Below are 15109 nucleotides of genomic sequence, written 5' to 3' on the forward strand. Positions count from 1 at the left end.
CAACCTGTCCGACAGAGCCGCATAGATTAGCAGAAGGCCGCCCCAAGACCCTGCTCAATCGCCCTGCGACGCGCCGACCGACGTTTGTGACGAAAATTTTCCGTGCAACTGTTGCCAAGCCTCCGAGGTGTCATTAAGATACGCGGCTCCCACGGGGTGTAGCTCAGCCTGGTAGAGCGCTACGTTCGGGACGTAGAAGTCGCATGTTCGAATCATGTCACCCCGACCAAAATTCGATGAAAAAGCCGGCCCAGTGCCGGCTTTTTTATTGCCCGCCCGGCGTAGCGCGCTCAGCCGCTCGCATCCGCACCGGCCAAGCTCAGGATTGCAGCGCAAGCTCGGTGAGGCGATCGAGCTCTTCCTCATCGAAACCCGCTTCCAACCGCGCCGGCCGGTTGAACGGGCCGCGCAGGGTGGGACCCATATAGTCGCGCAGCAGGTCGAGGAAGGTCTCGCGCGGCTCCAGCCCGTCGCGTTCGCAGCAGTGGCGGAACCAGCGTGTGCCTGCCGCCACGTGGGCCACTTCCTCGCGCAGGATCACTTCGAGTATGGCTACGGTGCGATCGTCGCCCACCGAGCGCAGGCGCTCGATCATGCTCGGCGTCACGTCCAGACCACGTGCCTCCAGCACGCGCGGCACCAGCGCCATGCGCGCGGTGTCGTGGTGGGCGGTTTTTTCGGCCATTTCCCACAGGCCGTTGTGCGCGTCGAAGTCGCCATAGGCGTGGCCTAGCTCGGCCAGTCGGCCAGACAACAGCGTGAAGTGGCGTGCTTCGTCGTTCGCGCAGCTGGCCCAGTCGCGGTAGTAGGCCGACGGCTTGCCGCGAAAGCGGTAGACAGCATCCCAGGCGAGATTGATCGCGTTGAATTCGATATGCGCGACGGCGTGTACCAGCGCGGCGCGCCCCTCGTTGGAACCGAGGCCGCGGTGCGGCACTTGTCGTTGCGGTACCAGGCGGGGCAACTCGGGCCGGCCTGGCGCGCCGATCGGCTCGGGCGCGGGCGATGCGTCATCGGGGCGCAATTCGCCGGCGAGGAACGCTTCCCAGGTGGCGTGTGTTAGGCGCAGCTTTTCCGCGGGATCGGTGGCGTCGAGGCAGCGCTTGGCGGCAGCGTGGAGGTCGGTCATCGCTATGACTTTACTGTGGGAGCGCACCCTGTGCGCGACATGCGACACGTTGCGTCGAGGCAGTCGCGCACAGGGTGCGCTCCCACAGGGGTAGCAGAGGCAGACCGTACTTACGCGCTGCGGCGAGCCGCCTTGGCGTCGTCCGAGCGCAGCATTTCGATCTGCTGCAGATACTGCTTGTCCAGGCCGGTGACGTATTCGCCGGAGAAGCACGAGGTGTCGAAGTGCTTGAGGTTCTCGTTGCCGTCCTGCACGGCCCACACCAGGTCCTTCAGATCCTGGTAGATCAGCCAGTCGGCGCCGAGCACCTTCTCCACTTCCTTCTCCGAATGACCGGAAGCCACCAGCTCGGACGCGGCCGGCATGTCGATGCCGTACACGTTCGGGTAGCGCACCGGCGGTGCGGCGGAGGCGAAGTACACGTTGCGCGCGCCGGCCTCGCGGGCCATCTGGATGATCTGGCGCGAAGTGGTGCCGCGCACGATGGAGTCGTCCACCAGCAGCACGTTCTTCTTGCGGAATTCCAGCTCGACCGGATTGAGCTTGCGGCGCACGGATTTCACGCGCTCGCCCTGCCCCGGCATGATGAAGGTGCGGCCGATATAGCGATTCTTGACGAAGCCCTCGCGGAACGGCACGCCCAGCGCTTCGGCCAGGGCGGAAGCCGCGGTGCGCGCGGTGTCGGGGATCGGGATCACTGCCTCGATGCCGTGGTCCGGGCGCTCGCGCAGGATTTTCTCCGCCAGCTTCTGGCCCATGCGAAGGCGCGCCTTGTACACCGACACGTTCTCGATCATCGAGTCCGGACGGGCGAGATACACGTATTCGAAGATGCACGGCGCGTGCGTGGCGCCTTCGGAGCAATGGCGCGCATGCAGCTGGCCATCGTCGGTGATGATGACGGCTTCGCCCGGGTCCAGGTCGCGCAGACGCTTGAAGCCCAGGATATCCAGCGCCACCGACTCGGACGCCACGGCGTATTCGCGGCCTTCCGGCGTCACGCGCTCGCCCAGCACCAACGGACGGATGCCGTTCGGATCACGGAACGCTAGCAGGCCGTAACCCAGCACCAGGGCGATGCACGCATAACCACCAGCTGCGCGCTGATGCACGCCGGCTACCGCCTTGAAGATGTGGTCGGGCGTGAGCGCCATCCGATCCTGGATCTGCAGCTCGTGCGCCAGCACGTTGAGCAGCACTTCGGAATCGGAGTCGGTGTTGATGTGGCGGCGGTCGTCTTCGAACATCTCGCGACGCAGCTGTTCGGTGTTGACCAGGTTGCCGTTGTGGGCGAACGCGATGCCGTAAGGCGAGTTCACATAGAACGGCTGCGCCTCGGCCGAGCCTTCGGAACCGGCCGTGGGATAGCGGCAATGACCGATGCCGATGCGGCCACGCAGGCCGCTCATCGAGGTCTGGTTGAACACGTCGCGCACCAGGCCGTTGCCCTTGTGCAGGCGCAGGCGCGCGCCATCCACCGTGGCGATGCCGGCGGCGTCCTGGCCACGGTGCTGCAACACGGTCAAACCGTCATAAAGTGACGCGGCGACCTCACTGGTGCCGACGATGCCGATGATTCCGCACATGGTTTGAAAGCCTGTATTAGAAAGTCGCTGCCGGAGCGGCCGTGGTTGCGGTCGCGGGATGGGTTTCATGTCCAGTCGCTGGCGAAGCGCCTGGCATGCCCGCTGGCAAGGCGGGTAAATGGTCTAGCAGGGGCTGCGGATTGAGGTAGTGACGGACGTTGTCCGGCACGCGCTCACCCAGCCACGCAGCCATTCCCTTGAACTGCGGCAATAACACCGAATCGTGCCACCAAGGATCGCGCGTGAACGCGGTAAACCCGAGCAGGAACACCGCCAGCGTCACCAGCAGCACGCCGCGCACGAAACCAAACACCATGCCAAGCAGGCGGTCGGTGCCGGACAACCCGGTACTTTCCACCAGCTTGCTCACCAGGAAGCGCAGCAGCGCACCCACGATCAGCACCACGATGAAACAAAGGCCGTAGCCCACCAGGATCCGCGCCGACGGCAGCTGGATACTGTGTTCGAAATACGCCGCCACGCTGGGCCCGTAGGTCCAGGCCACCCAGAACGCGACGATCCAGATGGCCAGCGCCAACACCTCGGAAATGAGGCCGCGCCACAGGCCAATCAAGACCGAGACGCCCAGTACGGCAAGAATGATGTAATCGGCCCAATTCACCGGGTCACCTTACCGTCGCTGGTTCAGGTTGAAGTTCACGGAGCGGTGACGACGTTGCCGTCCACGCCCAGCTTGCTTTTGATCTGGTCACGCACGCGCACGGCATCGGCGCGCTGGGTCTGCGGACCCGCACGCACGCGCCACAGCTGCTTGCCGTTGGCATTGACCGTATCCACGTAACCATCGAAGCCGTTGGCGCGCAGCTTGTCGCGCAGCGCATTGGCGTCGTTCTGGCTGCCCATGGCGGCCACCTGCACGGCCCAGCCGCCGGGATGCGATGCGGGCGCCGCTGCCGTATTGGCCGCAGGCGTTGCCGGCTTGGCTGCCGGTGCATCGTCCTGGGTGGGCGTGGAGGCGCTGCCTTCCAGGCGTGCCGGCGCTCCCGGGATGGTCTGGGTGATCTTCAGGCGTGCCGCTTCGGCGGCGGCGCGGGATTCGAACGGACCGGCCGTCACCATCGTCAGCTGCTTGCCGCCCTGATTGATGGAGCGACCCGAAGCCGGGTAACCCAAACCGCGCACGCGCTGGATCAGGCTCTGGGCGCTGGCGCTGGACGCATAGGCGCTGAGATTGAGCGAATACGCACCGTGCGCGGCAGTCGCCGGCGGCATGGCCGGTTCCTGCTGGGCAGGAATGGCGGCCGGCGTGGTGGCCTTGCCGGCCGTGGTGGTGGCCGAACCCGTCACGCCGGTCGCGGCCTTGCCCTGCACCGGGATCACCGGCTGGGAGGCGCTGGAGCCCGGGCGCGTCACGGTGGTGGGTTCAGGCTTCTGGCCGGCGGTGGGGTCGGTTTCCACGTCCTTGGGACGGTTGGAACCGATATTCACCGTCGCCAGCTGATCAGACGAGCCCACCGGGGTGGCCGTGGCCGCCGGTGCCGGCACGACCGGCTTGGGCGCCGCCGCTGCCGTGGAAGCGGGAGCCGCGCCCGGCGTCAGGCTCATGGTCTTGGTCTGCAGGTCGCGATCGGGTGCCGGCGGGATCGCCAGGCTCACCGATTCGTCGCCACTGGTGGTCGGCGGGTTGCTGGAGATGAACATCGGCACAAACAGCACAGCCAACGCGATGAGAACGGCAGCTCCCAGCAGACGTGTTTTCAAGACGGGCTCCAAGCGGGCGGGGAAGCGAGAACGGGGCGATTATAGCCGGGCCAGCTGCCGCTCATGCCGAATCGGCCCCACCCGATTCAGCAAGCACCGCCGCCGCGACGAAAAACGAGCCGAAAGCGAGCACGCATTCGCCGGGCCTGGCTGAAGATCGCGCCGCCTTCAGTGCAGTGCCGACGTCGGCATGGACCTCATAGCCAGCACCGGGCAGCACAGCCGTCAGCTGCTCGGCCAGCGCTTCGGCAGTCAGTCCGCGCGGCGAGTCCTGAGCCAGCCCGGCCAGATGCCAGTGCGCGATGCGCGTGCCCAGCGCGCCGATCACGCCGGCCACATCCTTGTCGGACAGAGCGCCATAGACGGCATGCACACGGATGCCGGGACGCGCATCCAGCCACTCGGCCAACGCACGTGCCGCCTGCGGGTTGTGGCCCACGTCCACCACCAGGGCGGGATCGCCTGCCAGCACCTGCAGTCGCGCCGCTACCTGGGCGGTCCGCACGCCGATCGCGGCGGCAAGCGCGAGATCCTTCGTCGCCAGCACCGCATCTTGTTGTTGCAAGCCGTACAGCGCGGCAATGGCTGCAGCCGCATTCGCGTATTGCACGGGTGCGGCCAGCGCGGGATCGGGCAGCGTCCACGTCGTGCCATCGCGATGACGCCACTGCCAGCCGGACGATAGTCGCTCCACGCTGAATTCCACGCCGGCTCGCTCGACGTTTGCGCCGATACGTTCCAGCGCCTGCAGCAGACCCGACGGCGGATCGGCTTCACCGACTACGGCCAGGCGCCCCGCCCGCGCAATGCCCGCCTTTTCCCCGCCGATGCTGTCGCGGTCCGGGCCCAGCCAATCCATGTGATCGAGATCGACCGTGGTGATCACGGCCACGTCGGCGTCGATGATGTTCACCGCATCAAGTCGGCCACCCAGACCGACTTCGAGCACCGCTAGGTCCAGGCCGGCGCGCGCAAACAGATCCAGTGCGGCCAGCGTGCCGAACTCGAAATAGGTCAGCAAGATTTCGCCGCGCGCCGCCTCGATGCGCTCGAAACTGGCGACCAGGGCTTCGTCGTGCGCTTCATGTCCGTCGATGCGGATGCGTTCGTTGTAGCGCAGCAGATGCGGCGAGGTGTAACAGCCCACGCGCTGGCCCGCGGCGCTCAGCATGGCCTCGAGCATCGCGACGGTGGAGCCCTTGCCGTTGGTGCCGCCCACCGTGATGACGCGGCGCGCCGGCGCAGGAGCGCCCATGCGTTCCCATACGGCGCGCACGCGATCGAGGCCCAGCTCGATGCTGCGCACATTTACGCGTTCCTGGTAGGACAGCCATTCGTCGAGAGTGCGGGTCATAGGTGCCGTATTCATGCGTCCAACGGACGCAGCCAGAAACGCAGAAGATGAGTAGTAGGCGTGAGCGCGTCGAGCTCGGTCCAGTCCAGCTCGCAGAACATATCGTCCTGCCGCTGGTAGCCGCGCTTGCGCCAGAACGCGTCGTTGGGTCGGTATCCGGGCGGCTGGCGTGCATCGTTGCCGGCGCGTTCCACGGCGCAGAACGCCGTCCATCGATAACCCGGCTGGGAGCGCGCGTGGTGTTCGCGCGCATCAAAGAAACGGTGGCCGATGCCTTGCCCGCGATACGCCGGCAACAACACCGATTCGCCGAAATAGTACACGTCGCCCAGCACCATCCCGCGCGCCACGAACGGCTGCTGGATGGCGGGCACTTCGTCGACCAGCGGAATGCCGGTGGAGCAGCCCACGACATCGTCGCCATCGAGTGCCAGCACGAACACGCTGCGTCGCGAGCGCGCGTACGCTTCCAGATAGCGCTGCTCGTACGCCATGTCGCCGTCGTACAGATACGGATAGTCGCGGAACACCGAGATGCGCAGGCGCGCCAATGCTTCCAGGTGCGGCCTTACCGCCTCGCCGACACTGGTGAGGATGCGCACGCCCATGGCTCAGCCAGATACCTGCGCGATCCAATCGGACAGGTTGTAATAGTTGCTGATGCGCGCAATGCGACCATCGCGTATCTCGAAAAAGGCCCCGCCCGGCAGCACATAACGCTGGCCGCGGGCCGGCGGCAGGCCTTCGTCGTCGGCGAGATATTGACCATGGACAATGTATTCCGCTGCGGCATGCGCGCCGTCAGCGCTCTCCATCAGCACGATATCGCGCAGCTCTTCGCGGTAGCTTCGATTCATGCGCGCGAGGAAGGCACGGAAGGTGTCGCGCCCGGTTTCGCGATGGCCCTGGTTGATGTCGTGCGCCACGTCCTCGGTGAGGCAGTCGAGCATGGCCTCCCAGTCGCCGCGATTGAACGCATCGTAATAACGGGCGATCAAGGCGATGCTGGCGGACATGGCGGTTTCCTGGGGCAAGGGGCGCACAGCTTAAAGCATGTATCGCCACCTATCATGCCCTGCCCTTGGTCATGCACGCCGCGACTCAGAAGTGGATGCCCGTCGCCTTCAGCGCCCAATACATGCCGAACGCGGTCCAGAACATTTTCTTGATCGCCTTGCCGGCAAGCCACGCGGCGAGCAAACCCACCAGCAAGGGCATGTACTTTTCCAGCGTGCTGCGCGAGTTGTTGATCACGTTCATGATGATGTCTCCCCGCACCCCATCGGTGCGGGAGAGATCATCCGTCCGCGCCCATTCTGGCGGCAGGGCGCGGCGTCAACCATCGCAGGTGACAACTATCACGCCTGCCGCAGCCTCAGCGCGTTGCCCACCACCGACACCGACGACAGGCTCATCGCCAGGGCGGCCACCATCGGCGACAGCACCACGCCCAGCCACGGATACAACAGGCCGGCCGCCAGCGGCACGCCCACGGCGTTGTAGACGAAGGCGAAGAACAGGTTCTGGCGGATATTGCGCACGGTGGCCCGCGACAGCGCGAGTGCCCGCACGATGGCGCTCAACTCGCCCTTCACCAGGGTCACCTGGGCGCTTTCCATGGCGATATCGGTGCCGCCGCCCATGGCGATGCCGACATCGGCAACGGCCAACGCCGGAGCGTCGTTGATACCGTCGCCGGCCATCGCCACTCGATGGCCTTGTTTCTGCAGACGCTGGATCACCTCTGCTTTTTCGGCAGGCGACATGTCCGCATGCACTTCGTCGAGATCAAGCGCACTGGCGACGGCGCCGGCCGTGGCCAGGTTGTCGCCGGTGAGCATGACGATGCGCAGTCCTTGCGCCCGCAGGTCGGCAAGCGCCTGCGGCGTGCTGTGCTTGATGCGATCGGCCACGGCGACGAGGCCTTCGAGTGCGCCATCGATGGTGAGAAACATCACCGTGGCCCCTTCGCCGCGCAAGGCATCGGCGCGCGCGCCCACCTCGTCGTCGAGCGGCACGCAGGCATTGGACAACAGACGATGGTTGCCCAGCGTCACCGCGTGTCCGTCCACTTCGCCTTCCACACCGGCACCCGTCACGCTGCGAAATTGCGAGGCCTGCGGCACGACGATGCCTTCCGCTTCCGCGCCGACGACGATGGCTCGCGCCAGCGGATGTTCGCTGAGCCGTTCCAGGGCCGCCGCCATGCCAAGCAATTGCGCACGCGGCACCTCACCCAGGCTCACGACCACCTTCAGCGCTGGCTTGCCTTCCGTCAGCGTGCCGGTCTTGTCGACCACCAGCGTGTCGATGGCGCGGAGCGATTCGATGGCTGCCGCATCGCGGAACAGCACGCCGTTCTGCGCGGCGCGACCGCTCGCCACCATGATGGAAATCGGTGTGGCCAGGCCGAGCGCGCAGGGGCACGCGATGATCAGCACGGAGACCGCCGCGATCAACGCATAGGCAAGCTTGGGCTCGGGCCCGAGCCAAGCCCACAACACGAAGGCCAGCAACGCCACCGCGACCACGGCAGGCACGAACCAGGCGGCCACGCGGTCGGCCACACGCTGCAGCGGCGCCTTGCTGCGTTGCGCCTGCGCCACCAGCGTCACGATCTGCGAGAGCACGGTAGCGGCGCCAACTTTTTCCGCGCGCATGAGCAGCGCGCCATCCTGGTTCACCGTGCCGCCCGTCACCGGCTCGCCCTTGCGCTTGGCGACCGGCAGCGGTTCACCGGTGAGCATGGACTCGTCCACATGGCTGCTGCCGTCGAGCACGACGCCGTCCACCGGCACTTTTTCGCCGGGGCGCACGCGCAAGTGATCGCCGGCGTGGACGGCTTCGATCGGCACATCATGTTCGGTGCCGTCGGCTTCGATGCGCCACGCCGTCTTCGGGGACAGCCCCAGCAAAGCCTTGAGTGCGGCGCCCGTGCGGCGTCGCGCGCGCAGCTCGAGGAAATCGCCGAGCGTGACCAGGGTGACGATCACCGCCGCCGATTCGAAATACACACCGACCCGTCCATGCATGTCGTGAAACCCCGCAGGGAACCATGACGGCATGAGAAACGCAGCAGCGCTGTAGAACCACGCCACGCCTGTACCGAGCGCGATGAGCGTGTACATGTTCGGCGACCACGGATTGAGCGAATGCCAGCCGCGCGCGAAGAACGGCGCACCGCCCCACAACACCACGATGGTAGCCAGCACGGCCTCCGCCCACGCGGACCATGCATGCCATGGCGCCGGCAACTGCCATCCGAACAGATGCGGCCCCATCGCCAGCAGGAACACCGGCAGCGTCAACGCGGCAAGCGTCCAGAAGCGGCGCGACATGTCACGCAATTCGTGGCCGTCGTCTTCGAGGCTGGGCATCATGGGTTCCAGGGCCATGCCGCACTTTGGGCAATGGCCTGGACCTATCTGCTGCACTTCCGGATGCATCGGGCAGGTGTAGATCGCGCCTGCGATGACCGGCGTCGGCTCAGAGACTGGATTCAAATAGCGCGTTGGCTCCGCGAGAAACTTCTCTTTGCAGCGCTGCGCACAGAAATAGTAGGTCGCGCCACCGTGTTCGGCGTGATGCTTGGCGTGGGCCGGATCCACTGTCATGCCGCATACGGGATCTTTCAAAGCAGGCGCGTGGTGGTGAGATGAGCCGTGATCATGCTGGTGGTGTGCGGGCTCTGCCGCGTCTGTGCCGCAACAAGTCGATATCACCGCCGGCTCGGCCGCTGCGTTGGCGCTGCAGCATGCATGCTTCTCCCCGCTCATGCCTCGTCTTCCTGATCGGTCAACGCCTTCAGGATCGGACATTGATCCGGCGAGCCGTGGCCCGGGCATGCCTCGATAAGTTGTTCCAGGCCATCGCGCACGCGGGTCAGTTCGGCGATGCGCTCGTCGATGGCGGCCAGCCGTTCCTCCGCGCGTTTCTTCACCGCTTTGACGCCCCGATGGCGATCCGCCGACAAGGCCAGCAAATCGCGGATCTCCTCGAGCGTGAAGCCCAGATCCTTCGCGCGGCGGATAAAGCGCAGCTGCCGCACCGCTCCTTCGTCATAACTGCGATAACCCGATGCCCGACGCAACGGCTCGGGCAACAGCCCCTCGCGCTCGTAGTAGCGAATGGTGTCGATGGCGACGCCGACGCGCCGGGCAACGGCGCCGATGGTCATGGAGGTGTGGGGAGTGTTCATGGCACCAAGTCTAGACCTTTGATCAAGGTCCAGAGTCAAGCGGTCCGCGCCGGGGCGCCCCTGCTGGCCAAAGCCTCTTACCCCGGCATTGGCGCCTTTGGGCCTGGCGCTCGCGTGATCAGCCGGCTCGATGGCCTTGATCGCGCATGCAATCAAGCCAAACGGCAGTACTCGGCTGCCCCTTTCTCCTTGGGGCTGGACAGCTTCTTGCCGAAGTTGTTCACGGGGACTTCGACATACCTGTGGACAAGGAAGGCGACCAGGATGGTCAGGCCCAGGCTGATCATCCAGGCGAACGTGAAGGTTATGCCCCTGCTGATCAGGATGGGCATGGCGACGTAGCCGATCATGGAGTGAACCAGATAGAGCGGAAAGCTGATGTCGGCCAGGAAGTCGAGTATCGCGTTTTCCTTGAACCTGCCTCGGAGCAGATAGCACAGTGAAAACAGCATCAACGCATAAGTGTAGTTTTTCGTCAGCGCCCCGAAGAGTCCTGTCGCGTAGAAGGAATTGATCGTCACGAACAAGCCATAGATGATGACCCCGTAACCAAGCGCAACCTTTGCGCTGAGCTCGCGATAGAGAACGTAGTAAAACAGGCAGCCAAGGAACATGAATATGATGAACTTCATGTCCGATACCGCATATGAAACAAGGGATGGTGAATTCATTCCATGGGTCGAGAAGAAAGCAACCAGGCAACACACGATCATGAATCCAATGGACAGCCGCATGACTTGATGAGCACTTCTCCCGAGCATGTTTATCAGCGCAAAGACCACATAGAACTTGAGCTCCACCGCAAGCGACCAGCTCACGAAGTCCAATGAAGGCAAACCAGCCGCGCTATGGACGAGCGGGATATTTCTTGCCAGGAACAAGAGGCTGATTCTGTCCGACAACGGTGTCGACCAGTACCACGAGCAGATGAAATACAGGGCGATGCTGATCAACAGGCAGAACCAGTAGACGGGATAAATGCGGAAAAACCGCCTCGTCAGAAATTGACCGGTCGAAATATTCCTAAGGCTGATCGGTATGACCAATCCGCTTATCAGGAAAAACACGGCGACACCGAAAACGCCGTAGAAGAATCCGCCCCATGCCGGTGACAATACGTGCTGCGTATAGGCCGGCTTCAACGGCACAAAACTGGCCGGCGTCCCGATCAACGCGCGCACGCCGGGCGCAAAGAAGATGCCCCAATAGTGGTTGATGACCACCGATAGCGCCGCAATCGCGCGCAGCTGATGGGCAAACCTGACCTTCATGCGGGCTGCCGATGGCTCGACGCGTTCAACATGTCGCTATCCGAACGGCGAGCTTGAAACCCGGTTGAGCCGGCATTTTCGGCTTCCTCCCAATGTGGGCACGCACACTGGGCGTCACCATACATCGGTGCTGCTCGCGACGGTGGGACTGCTTCATCGCTACGCTGAGTGAGTGCCCGGCACGATCGAATGCGTTGCCATGCCGCTACCCCACGATGGGCGGTAGCTCGGTCATTGGACTTCAAATGGCTCTTGGCCGCGGCACTGAGGCTCCGACTCGGACGTTCACTCGGCCAAAATTCCTCGCTTTGACATCAACTTGCAACCGGTGGCAGGTTTTAACCACTACGACCCCTTCACTGCCCCGGAGCCTATGCTCAGCCGGCGTGGAGACGCCGCGTGGCACCGAGGTAACCGGCTGCTGCCGTCCGACGAAGTGAGGATATCCAACCTGCGATCCCGGGAGCGCCGCATGACCGATCCATCTCGTCAGCCACCTTCACATCAACCCTTGAGGTGGCTGGTTATCGGCCTTGCAGTGGCCGTGCTCGCCGGCGCGTTTGCCTATGTGGCCGGCTGGCTGACGCCGCAAAGACTGACGTCGCGTCGATTGGTGGATACGCTGCAGGAAGGCGGTGGCGTGCATCCCGGCTTCCGGCGCAATCACGCCAAGGGTGTGTGCGTGGCGGGTTATTTCGAAAGCAATGGTGAGGCCGCGGCGTATTCCACGGCCAGCGTGTTTACGGCCGGTAGTCGCACGCCCGTGGTGGGCCGTTTTGCCCTGCCCGGCGGCAATCCTTATGCGCCCGACAGCAGCGTGCCGATCCGCAGCTTTGCGCTGCGCTTTGCGTTACCCAATGGCCAGCAGTGGCGCACTGGCATGAACAGCATGCCGGTGTTCCCGGTGGCGACGCCGCAGGCGTTTTACGAGCAACTGGTGGCCACCCTGCCCGACCCGGCAACCGGCAAGCCCGATCCCAAGAAGGTTGGCGCCTTCTTCGCCTCACACCCGGAGACCGGTGCATTTCTCGCCTGGGTGAAAACGGCCAAGCCCTCGGCGAGTTTTGTCACCGAGACCTACGAGGGGCTCAACGCGTTCTATTTCGTCGATGGCACCGGCAAGCGCCACGCGGTGCGCTGGAAAGTCACCCCTGTCGCGAACGACGATGCCGGCACCGGCCCGCAAGCCGGCGACCCGGATTATCTGGCCAAGGACTTGCAGCAGCGATTGGCGCAAGGACCACAGCGTTGGCAGCTGCGCGTAACCCTGGCCGAGCCCGGCGATCCCACCAATGACGCGACCAAGCAATGGCCCGCCGATCGCCACACGATCGACGCGGGCACGCTGGTGATCGAAAGCGAGCAGCCGCAGGACAGCGGCCCCTGCCGCGATGTGAATTACGACCCGACCATCGTTCCCGCAGGCATCGAAATCTCCGACGACCCGCTGCTGCCAGCGCGCTCCGCGGCCTATGCCGTGTCCTATCTGCGCCGCACCAGCGAAGAAGCGCATGTCCCCGGCGCCGCGCGCGCGACCACGCCCTCGGAGCACCCGTGATGAATGCCAAGCACGCTACCTATCCCGGCGCGTTTCATCCGCTCGCGCGCCTGCTGCACTGGCTGATGGCCTTGCTGATCCTCACCATGCTGTTCGTTGGCGTGGGCATGGTGTCGACCGTGTCGGAAAAACACCAATGGCTGCTCGCCCTCCACAAGCCGCTGGGCGCCACCATCTTCGTGCTGGCGCTGATCCGCCTTGCCGTGCGCTGGCGCCACCCGCCGCCGCCCTTGCCGGCCGATATGCCGCCGTTGATGCAGTGGGTGGCGCATGCCTCGCATTGGGTGCTGTATGCGCTGATGCTCACGCTGCCGCTGGTGGGCTGGGCGATGCTTTCGGCGGGCGGTTACCCGATTTCGCTCGGTGGTTCGTTGCATCTGCCGCCGCTGCTTTCGTTCGACGGCGAAACCTATGCGTGGCTACGAGTCACGCATCGATGGTTGGCCTATCTGCTGTTCGTCACCGTACTCGGACATATGGGCGCCGCGCTCTACCACGGGCTGATCCGACGCGACGACGTGCTGCCCAGCATGACCTTCCCGCGGCGTGAAACGGTGATCGTGGAACCGGTGGTCGTGGCCCCTGCCGCGACCGAACCGCCGTCGAACGAGCCGCCCCGTGCGTGATTCGGCGGCGTCTCAGGCGCTGCCACTTGCGATGTCCGCTGTCAATAGTATGATTGAAATCATACAAACTACGTGGAGCGGCCATGCGTTACGACGCCGAACACAAACAGAAAACCCGCAGCAAAGTACTGGAAGTGGCGGCCAAGGCGATCCGTCAGGACGGTCCTGACCGCATTGGCGTCGCCGGCGTAATGGCCGAGGCCGGTCTCACCCACGGCGGCTTCTATGCCCACTTCAAGTCCAAGGATGAACTGGTCACGGCGGCGATCGAGCAGATGTTCGAGGAGTCGCGTGCGCGCCTGAAGCATGAGATGGAAGGCCACGCCCCCGCCCAGGGGCTGGCCAACTACATCGATTTCTATCTGTCGAAAAAGCATCGCGACGCGCGCGCCAGCGGCTGTCCCATGGCTGCGCTGGCCTCTGATCTGCCGCGCCTCCCCGAGCAGACCCGTGCGCTGTTTGCCGACGGCGCGCGCCGTCTCACCGACGCCATGGCGGAGCGATTCACCGCCTTGGGCTATAGCGATCCGCAGACCCTGGCTCGTTCCACCGTGTCCGAATTGGTCGGCGCCTTGTCGCTGGCCAGGGTGGAGACGGACGCCAAGCGTTCTGATGCGATCCTGGCCGATTCGCGGCACCTGCTGAAACAGCGCCTGGGCCTGGAGTCCGCATCGTGAGCATGATTACCGAGATCGGCCAGGGCCTTAGCGGGCTGGAGCAATTGCGCGCATTCATCGCCTCGGGCCAGCGCCCGGGCATCGGCGACTCGCTGGATTTCGATCTCGTGGACGTGGGTGAAGGCTACGCGGCATTCGAAGGTGTGCCCGGCGTGCATGCGTACAACCCGATGGGCATCGTCCATGGCGGCTATTTCGCCACGCTGCTGGATTCGGCATGCGGCTGCGCGGTGCATTCGCGGCTCACCGCGGAGCAGGCGTATACGTCGCTGGAGCTCAAGGTCACCTTCCAAAAAGCGATGACACGCGATACGGGTCGCGTCCGCGCCGAGGGCCGCGTGCGCACCATGGGGCGCCGCGTGGCCTTCGCGGAAGCCAGCCTGATGGACGCCCAGGGCCGCCTGTACGGTACGGCCACCTCAACCCTGTTGGTCTTCGACCGCTAGCAGTCAGCGCGCGCGTGAGCGCATGGCGCGCGTACGTGCTGCACGCACGGCGCCCGCCGCTCGGCTGCTGGTCGCAGCGGCCTTCTTCGCCGCGGCCTTGCGTACTGCAGGCCCCTTGGTTCGCGAGGCCTTCTTGGCCGCGGCGGAACGTTCGGCTGGGGTGCGGGCAGCGGCGGCCTTGCGCGCGTGCTTGGACAGCGCGGCATGCGAAGCCGACGCCGTGCTCTCGCGCTTGAGCGCCTGTAATGTCGCTCGACTGCGCTTGGCTGAGGCGGCCTTTGTCATCGCGCGCTTCTTGGCGACCGGTTTCTTGCGGGTGCTCTTGGCGCCCTTCTGCGCCGGCACATCGATGCCCGCGCGGCGCGCCTGCGACAGGCCAATCGCAATGGCCTGTTCCGGCGAACGCGCGCCATGCACACCTTCGCGGATGCGCTCAATTTCCTCGCGCACGAACTCGCCGGCCTGGGTGCTGGCCGACTTGCCCTGGCGTTGATCTTTGCGGGCGCGAGCCAAAGCGCGTTCGGTAGGCATGTCGAAACTCC

General features: G+C 64.9%; 16 protein-coding genes and 1 tRNA gene. 5 read left to right on the forward strand and 12 right to left on the reverse strand.

The annotated features are described in order from the left end of the window. Positions 1-152 precede the first annotated feature (152 nt). Positions 153-229: transfer RNA gene (locus AB4Y82_RS00220), tRNA-Pro, on the forward strand. 90 nt (positions 230-319) lie between these two features. Here the strand turns inward: AB4Y82_RS00220 and AB4Y82_RS00225 are convergent. The 11 genes from AB4Y82_RS00225 to AB4Y82_RS00275 form a co-directional block, all read right to left on the reverse strand. Then, the gene (locus AB4Y82_RS00225) at positions 320-1129 is read right to left on the reverse strand and encodes a ferritin-like domain-containing protein (protein ID WP_441603404.1); all 810 of its coding nucleotides are present in this window, start codon (positions 1127-1129) and stop codon (positions 320-322) included. Between the two features lie 110 nt (positions 1130-1239). Continuing rightward, on the reverse strand, positions 1240-2715 hold the full coding sequence (gene purF, locus AB4Y82_RS00230) for an amidophosphoribosyltransferase (RefSeq protein ID WP_046971130.1): 1476 nt from the start codon (positions 2713-2715) through the stop codon (positions 1240-1242). 16 nt (positions 2716-2731) lie between these two features. After that, a complete protein-coding gene (locus tag AB4Y82_RS00235) occupies positions 2732-3337 on the reverse strand; it encodes a CvpA family protein (protein ID WP_441603405.1) in 606 nt (201 codons plus the stop codon). Between the two features lie 35 nt (positions 3338-3372). Beyond that, on the reverse strand, positions 3373-4437 hold the full coding sequence (locus tag AB4Y82_RS00240) for an SPOR domain-containing protein (RefSeq protein ID WP_441611061.1): 1065 nt from the start codon (positions 4435-4437) through the stop codon (positions 3373-3375). Positions 4438-4498: 61 nt separating this feature from the next. Beyond that, entirely contained in the window at positions 4499-5791 is a 1293-nt protein-coding gene (gene folC / locus AB4Y82_RS00245; protein WP_441603407.1) for a bifunctional tetrahydrofolate synthase/dihydrofolate synthase, read from the reverse strand. Between the two features lie 11 nt (positions 5792-5802). Continuing rightward, the gene (locus AB4Y82_RS00250) at positions 5803-6399 is read right to left on the reverse strand and encodes a GNAT family N-acetyltransferase (RefSeq protein WP_441603408.1); all 597 of its coding nucleotides are present in this window, start codon (positions 6397-6399) and stop codon (positions 5803-5805) included. Between the two features lie 3 nt (positions 6400-6402). Then, positions 6403-6807 carry a ketosteroid isomerase-related protein gene (locus AB4Y82_RS00255; protein ID WP_441603409.1) on the reverse strand — a complete coding sequence of 135 codons (405 nt, stop codon included), beginning with the start codon at positions 6805-6807 and terminating at the stop codon, positions 6403-6405. 85 nt (positions 6808-6892) lie between these two features. Further along, positions 6893-7051 (reverse strand): hypothetical protein, encoded by a 159-nt coding sequence (locus AB4Y82_RS00260; RefSeq protein ID WP_441603410.1) that lies wholly within the window; start codon positions 7049-7051, stop codon positions 6893-6895. Between the two features lie 98 nt (positions 7052-7149). Next, positions 7150-9567: a heavy metal translocating P-type ATPase gene (locus tag AB4Y82_RS00265; RefSeq protein WP_441603411.1), complete on the reverse strand. Its 2418-nt coding sequence runs from the start codon at positions 9565-9567 to the stop codon at positions 7150-7152. Beyond that, the gene (locus tag AB4Y82_RS00270; RefSeq protein WP_441603412.1) at positions 9564-9989 is read right to left on the reverse strand and encodes a MerR family DNA-binding protein; all 426 of its coding nucleotides are present in this window, start codon (positions 9987-9989) and stop codon (positions 9564-9566) included. Before AB4Y82_RS00270 ends, AB4Y82_RS00265 begins: the two co-directional genes overlap by 4 nt. 152 nt (positions 9990-10141) lie before the next feature. Then, positions 10142-11260: an acyltransferase family protein gene (locus tag AB4Y82_RS00275; protein ID WP_441603413.1), complete on the reverse strand. Its 1119-nt coding sequence runs from the start codon at positions 11258-11260 to the stop codon at positions 10142-10144. A 472-nt stretch (positions 11261-11732) separates the two neighbouring features. Here AB4Y82_RS00275 and AB4Y82_RS00280 point away from each other — a divergent pair, with 472 nt between their 5' ends. The 4 genes from AB4Y82_RS00280 to AB4Y82_RS00295 all read left to right on the forward strand — a co-directional run bounded on the left by AB4Y82_RS00280 (position 11733) and on the right by AB4Y82_RS00295 (position 14567). Continuing rightward, positions 11733-12818 (forward strand): catalase family peroxidase, encoded by a 1086-nt coding sequence (locus AB4Y82_RS00280; RefSeq protein ID WP_441603414.1) that lies wholly within the window; start codon positions 11733-11735, stop codon positions 12816-12818. Next, positions 12818-13444, forward strand: a complete 627-nt coding sequence (locus tag AB4Y82_RS00285) for a cytochrome b (protein ID WP_441603415.1) — start codon at positions 12818-12820, stop codon at positions 13442-13444. The genes AB4Y82_RS00280 and AB4Y82_RS00285 overlap by 1 nt, the downstream gene beginning before the upstream one ends. Positions 13445-13527: 83 nt before the next feature. Beyond that, positions 13528-14121 carry a TetR/AcrR family transcriptional regulator gene (locus AB4Y82_RS00290; RefSeq protein ID WP_441603416.1) on the forward strand — a complete coding sequence of 198 codons (594 nt, stop codon included), beginning with the start codon at positions 13528-13530 and terminating at the stop codon, positions 14119-14121. Between the two features lie 2 nt (positions 14122-14123). Beyond that, the gene (locus AB4Y82_RS00295; RefSeq protein WP_441603576.1) at positions 14124-14567 is read left to right on the forward strand and encodes a PaaI family thioesterase; all 444 of its coding nucleotides are present in this window, start codon (positions 14124-14126) and stop codon (positions 14565-14567) included. A gap of 3 nt (positions 14568-14570) precedes the next feature. Here the strand turns inward: AB4Y82_RS00295 and AB4Y82_RS00300 are convergent, their stop codons facing one another. After that, positions 14571-15098 (reverse strand): DUF6496 domain-containing protein, encoded by a 528-nt coding sequence (locus tag AB4Y82_RS00300; protein WP_441603417.1) that lies wholly within the window; start codon positions 15096-15098, stop codon positions 14571-14573. Positions 15099-15109 lie beyond the last annotated feature (11 nt).

This window comes from Dyella sp. 2YAF14, assembly GCF_052114725.1.
Classification (GTDB): Bacteria; Pseudomonadota; Gammaproteobacteria; order Xanthomonadales; family Rhodanobacteraceae; genus Dyella.

Coding starts and splice junctions, on each gene's coding strand:
- AB4Y82_RS00225 (WP_441603404.1), bottom strand. CDS start 1,129: ATGACCGACCTCCACGCTGCCGCCAAGCGCTGCCTCGACGCCACCGAT.
- purF (WP_046971130.1), bottom strand. CDS start 2,715: ATGTGCGGAATCATCGGCATCGTCGGCACCAGTGAGGTCGCCGCGTCA.
- folC (WP_441603407.1), bottom strand. CDS start 5,791: ATGACCCGCACTCTCGACGAATGGCTGTCCTACCAGGAACGCGTAAAT.
- AB4Y82_RS00250 (WP_441603408.1), bottom strand. CDS start 6,399: ATGGGCGTGCGCATCCTCACCAGTGTCGGCGAGGCGGTAAGGCCGCAC.
- AB4Y82_RS00255 (WP_441603409.1), bottom strand. CDS start 6,807: ATGTCCGCCAGCATCGCCTTGATCGCCCGTTATTACGATGCGTTCAAT.
- AB4Y82_RS00260 (WP_441603410.1), bottom strand. CDS start 7,051: ATGAACGTGATCAACAACTCGCGCAGCACGCTGGAAAAGTACATGCCC.
- AB4Y82_RS00265 (WP_441603411.1), bottom strand. CDS start 9,567: ATGAGCGGGGAGAAGCATGCATGCTGCAGCGCCAACGCAGCGGCCGAG.
- AB4Y82_RS00270 (WP_441603412.1), bottom strand. CDS start 9,989: ATGAACACTCCCCACACCTCCATGACCATCGGCGCCGTTGCCCGGCGC.
- AB4Y82_RS00275 (WP_441603413.1), bottom strand. CDS start 11,260: ATGAAGGTCAGGTTTGCCCATCAGCTGCGCGCGATTGCGGCGCTATCG.
- AB4Y82_RS00280 (WP_441603414.1), top strand. CDS start 11,733: ATGACCGATCCATCTCGTCAGCCACCTTCACATCAACCCTTGAGGTGG.
- AB4Y82_RS00285 (WP_441603415.1), top strand. CDS start 12,818: ATGAATGCCAAGCACGCTACCTATCCCGGCGCGTTTCATCCGCTCGCG.
- AB4Y82_RS00290 (WP_441603416.1), top strand. CDS start 13,528: ATGCGTTACGACGCCGAACACAAACAGAAAACCCGCAGCAAAGTACTG.
- AB4Y82_RS00295 (WP_441603576.1), top strand. CDS start 14,124: ATGATTACCGAGATCGGCCAGGGCCTTAGCGGGCTGGAGCAATTGCGC.
- AB4Y82_RS00300 (WP_441603417.1), bottom strand. CDS start 15,098: ATGCCTACCGAACGCGCTTTGGCTCGCGCCCGCAAAGATCAACGCCAG.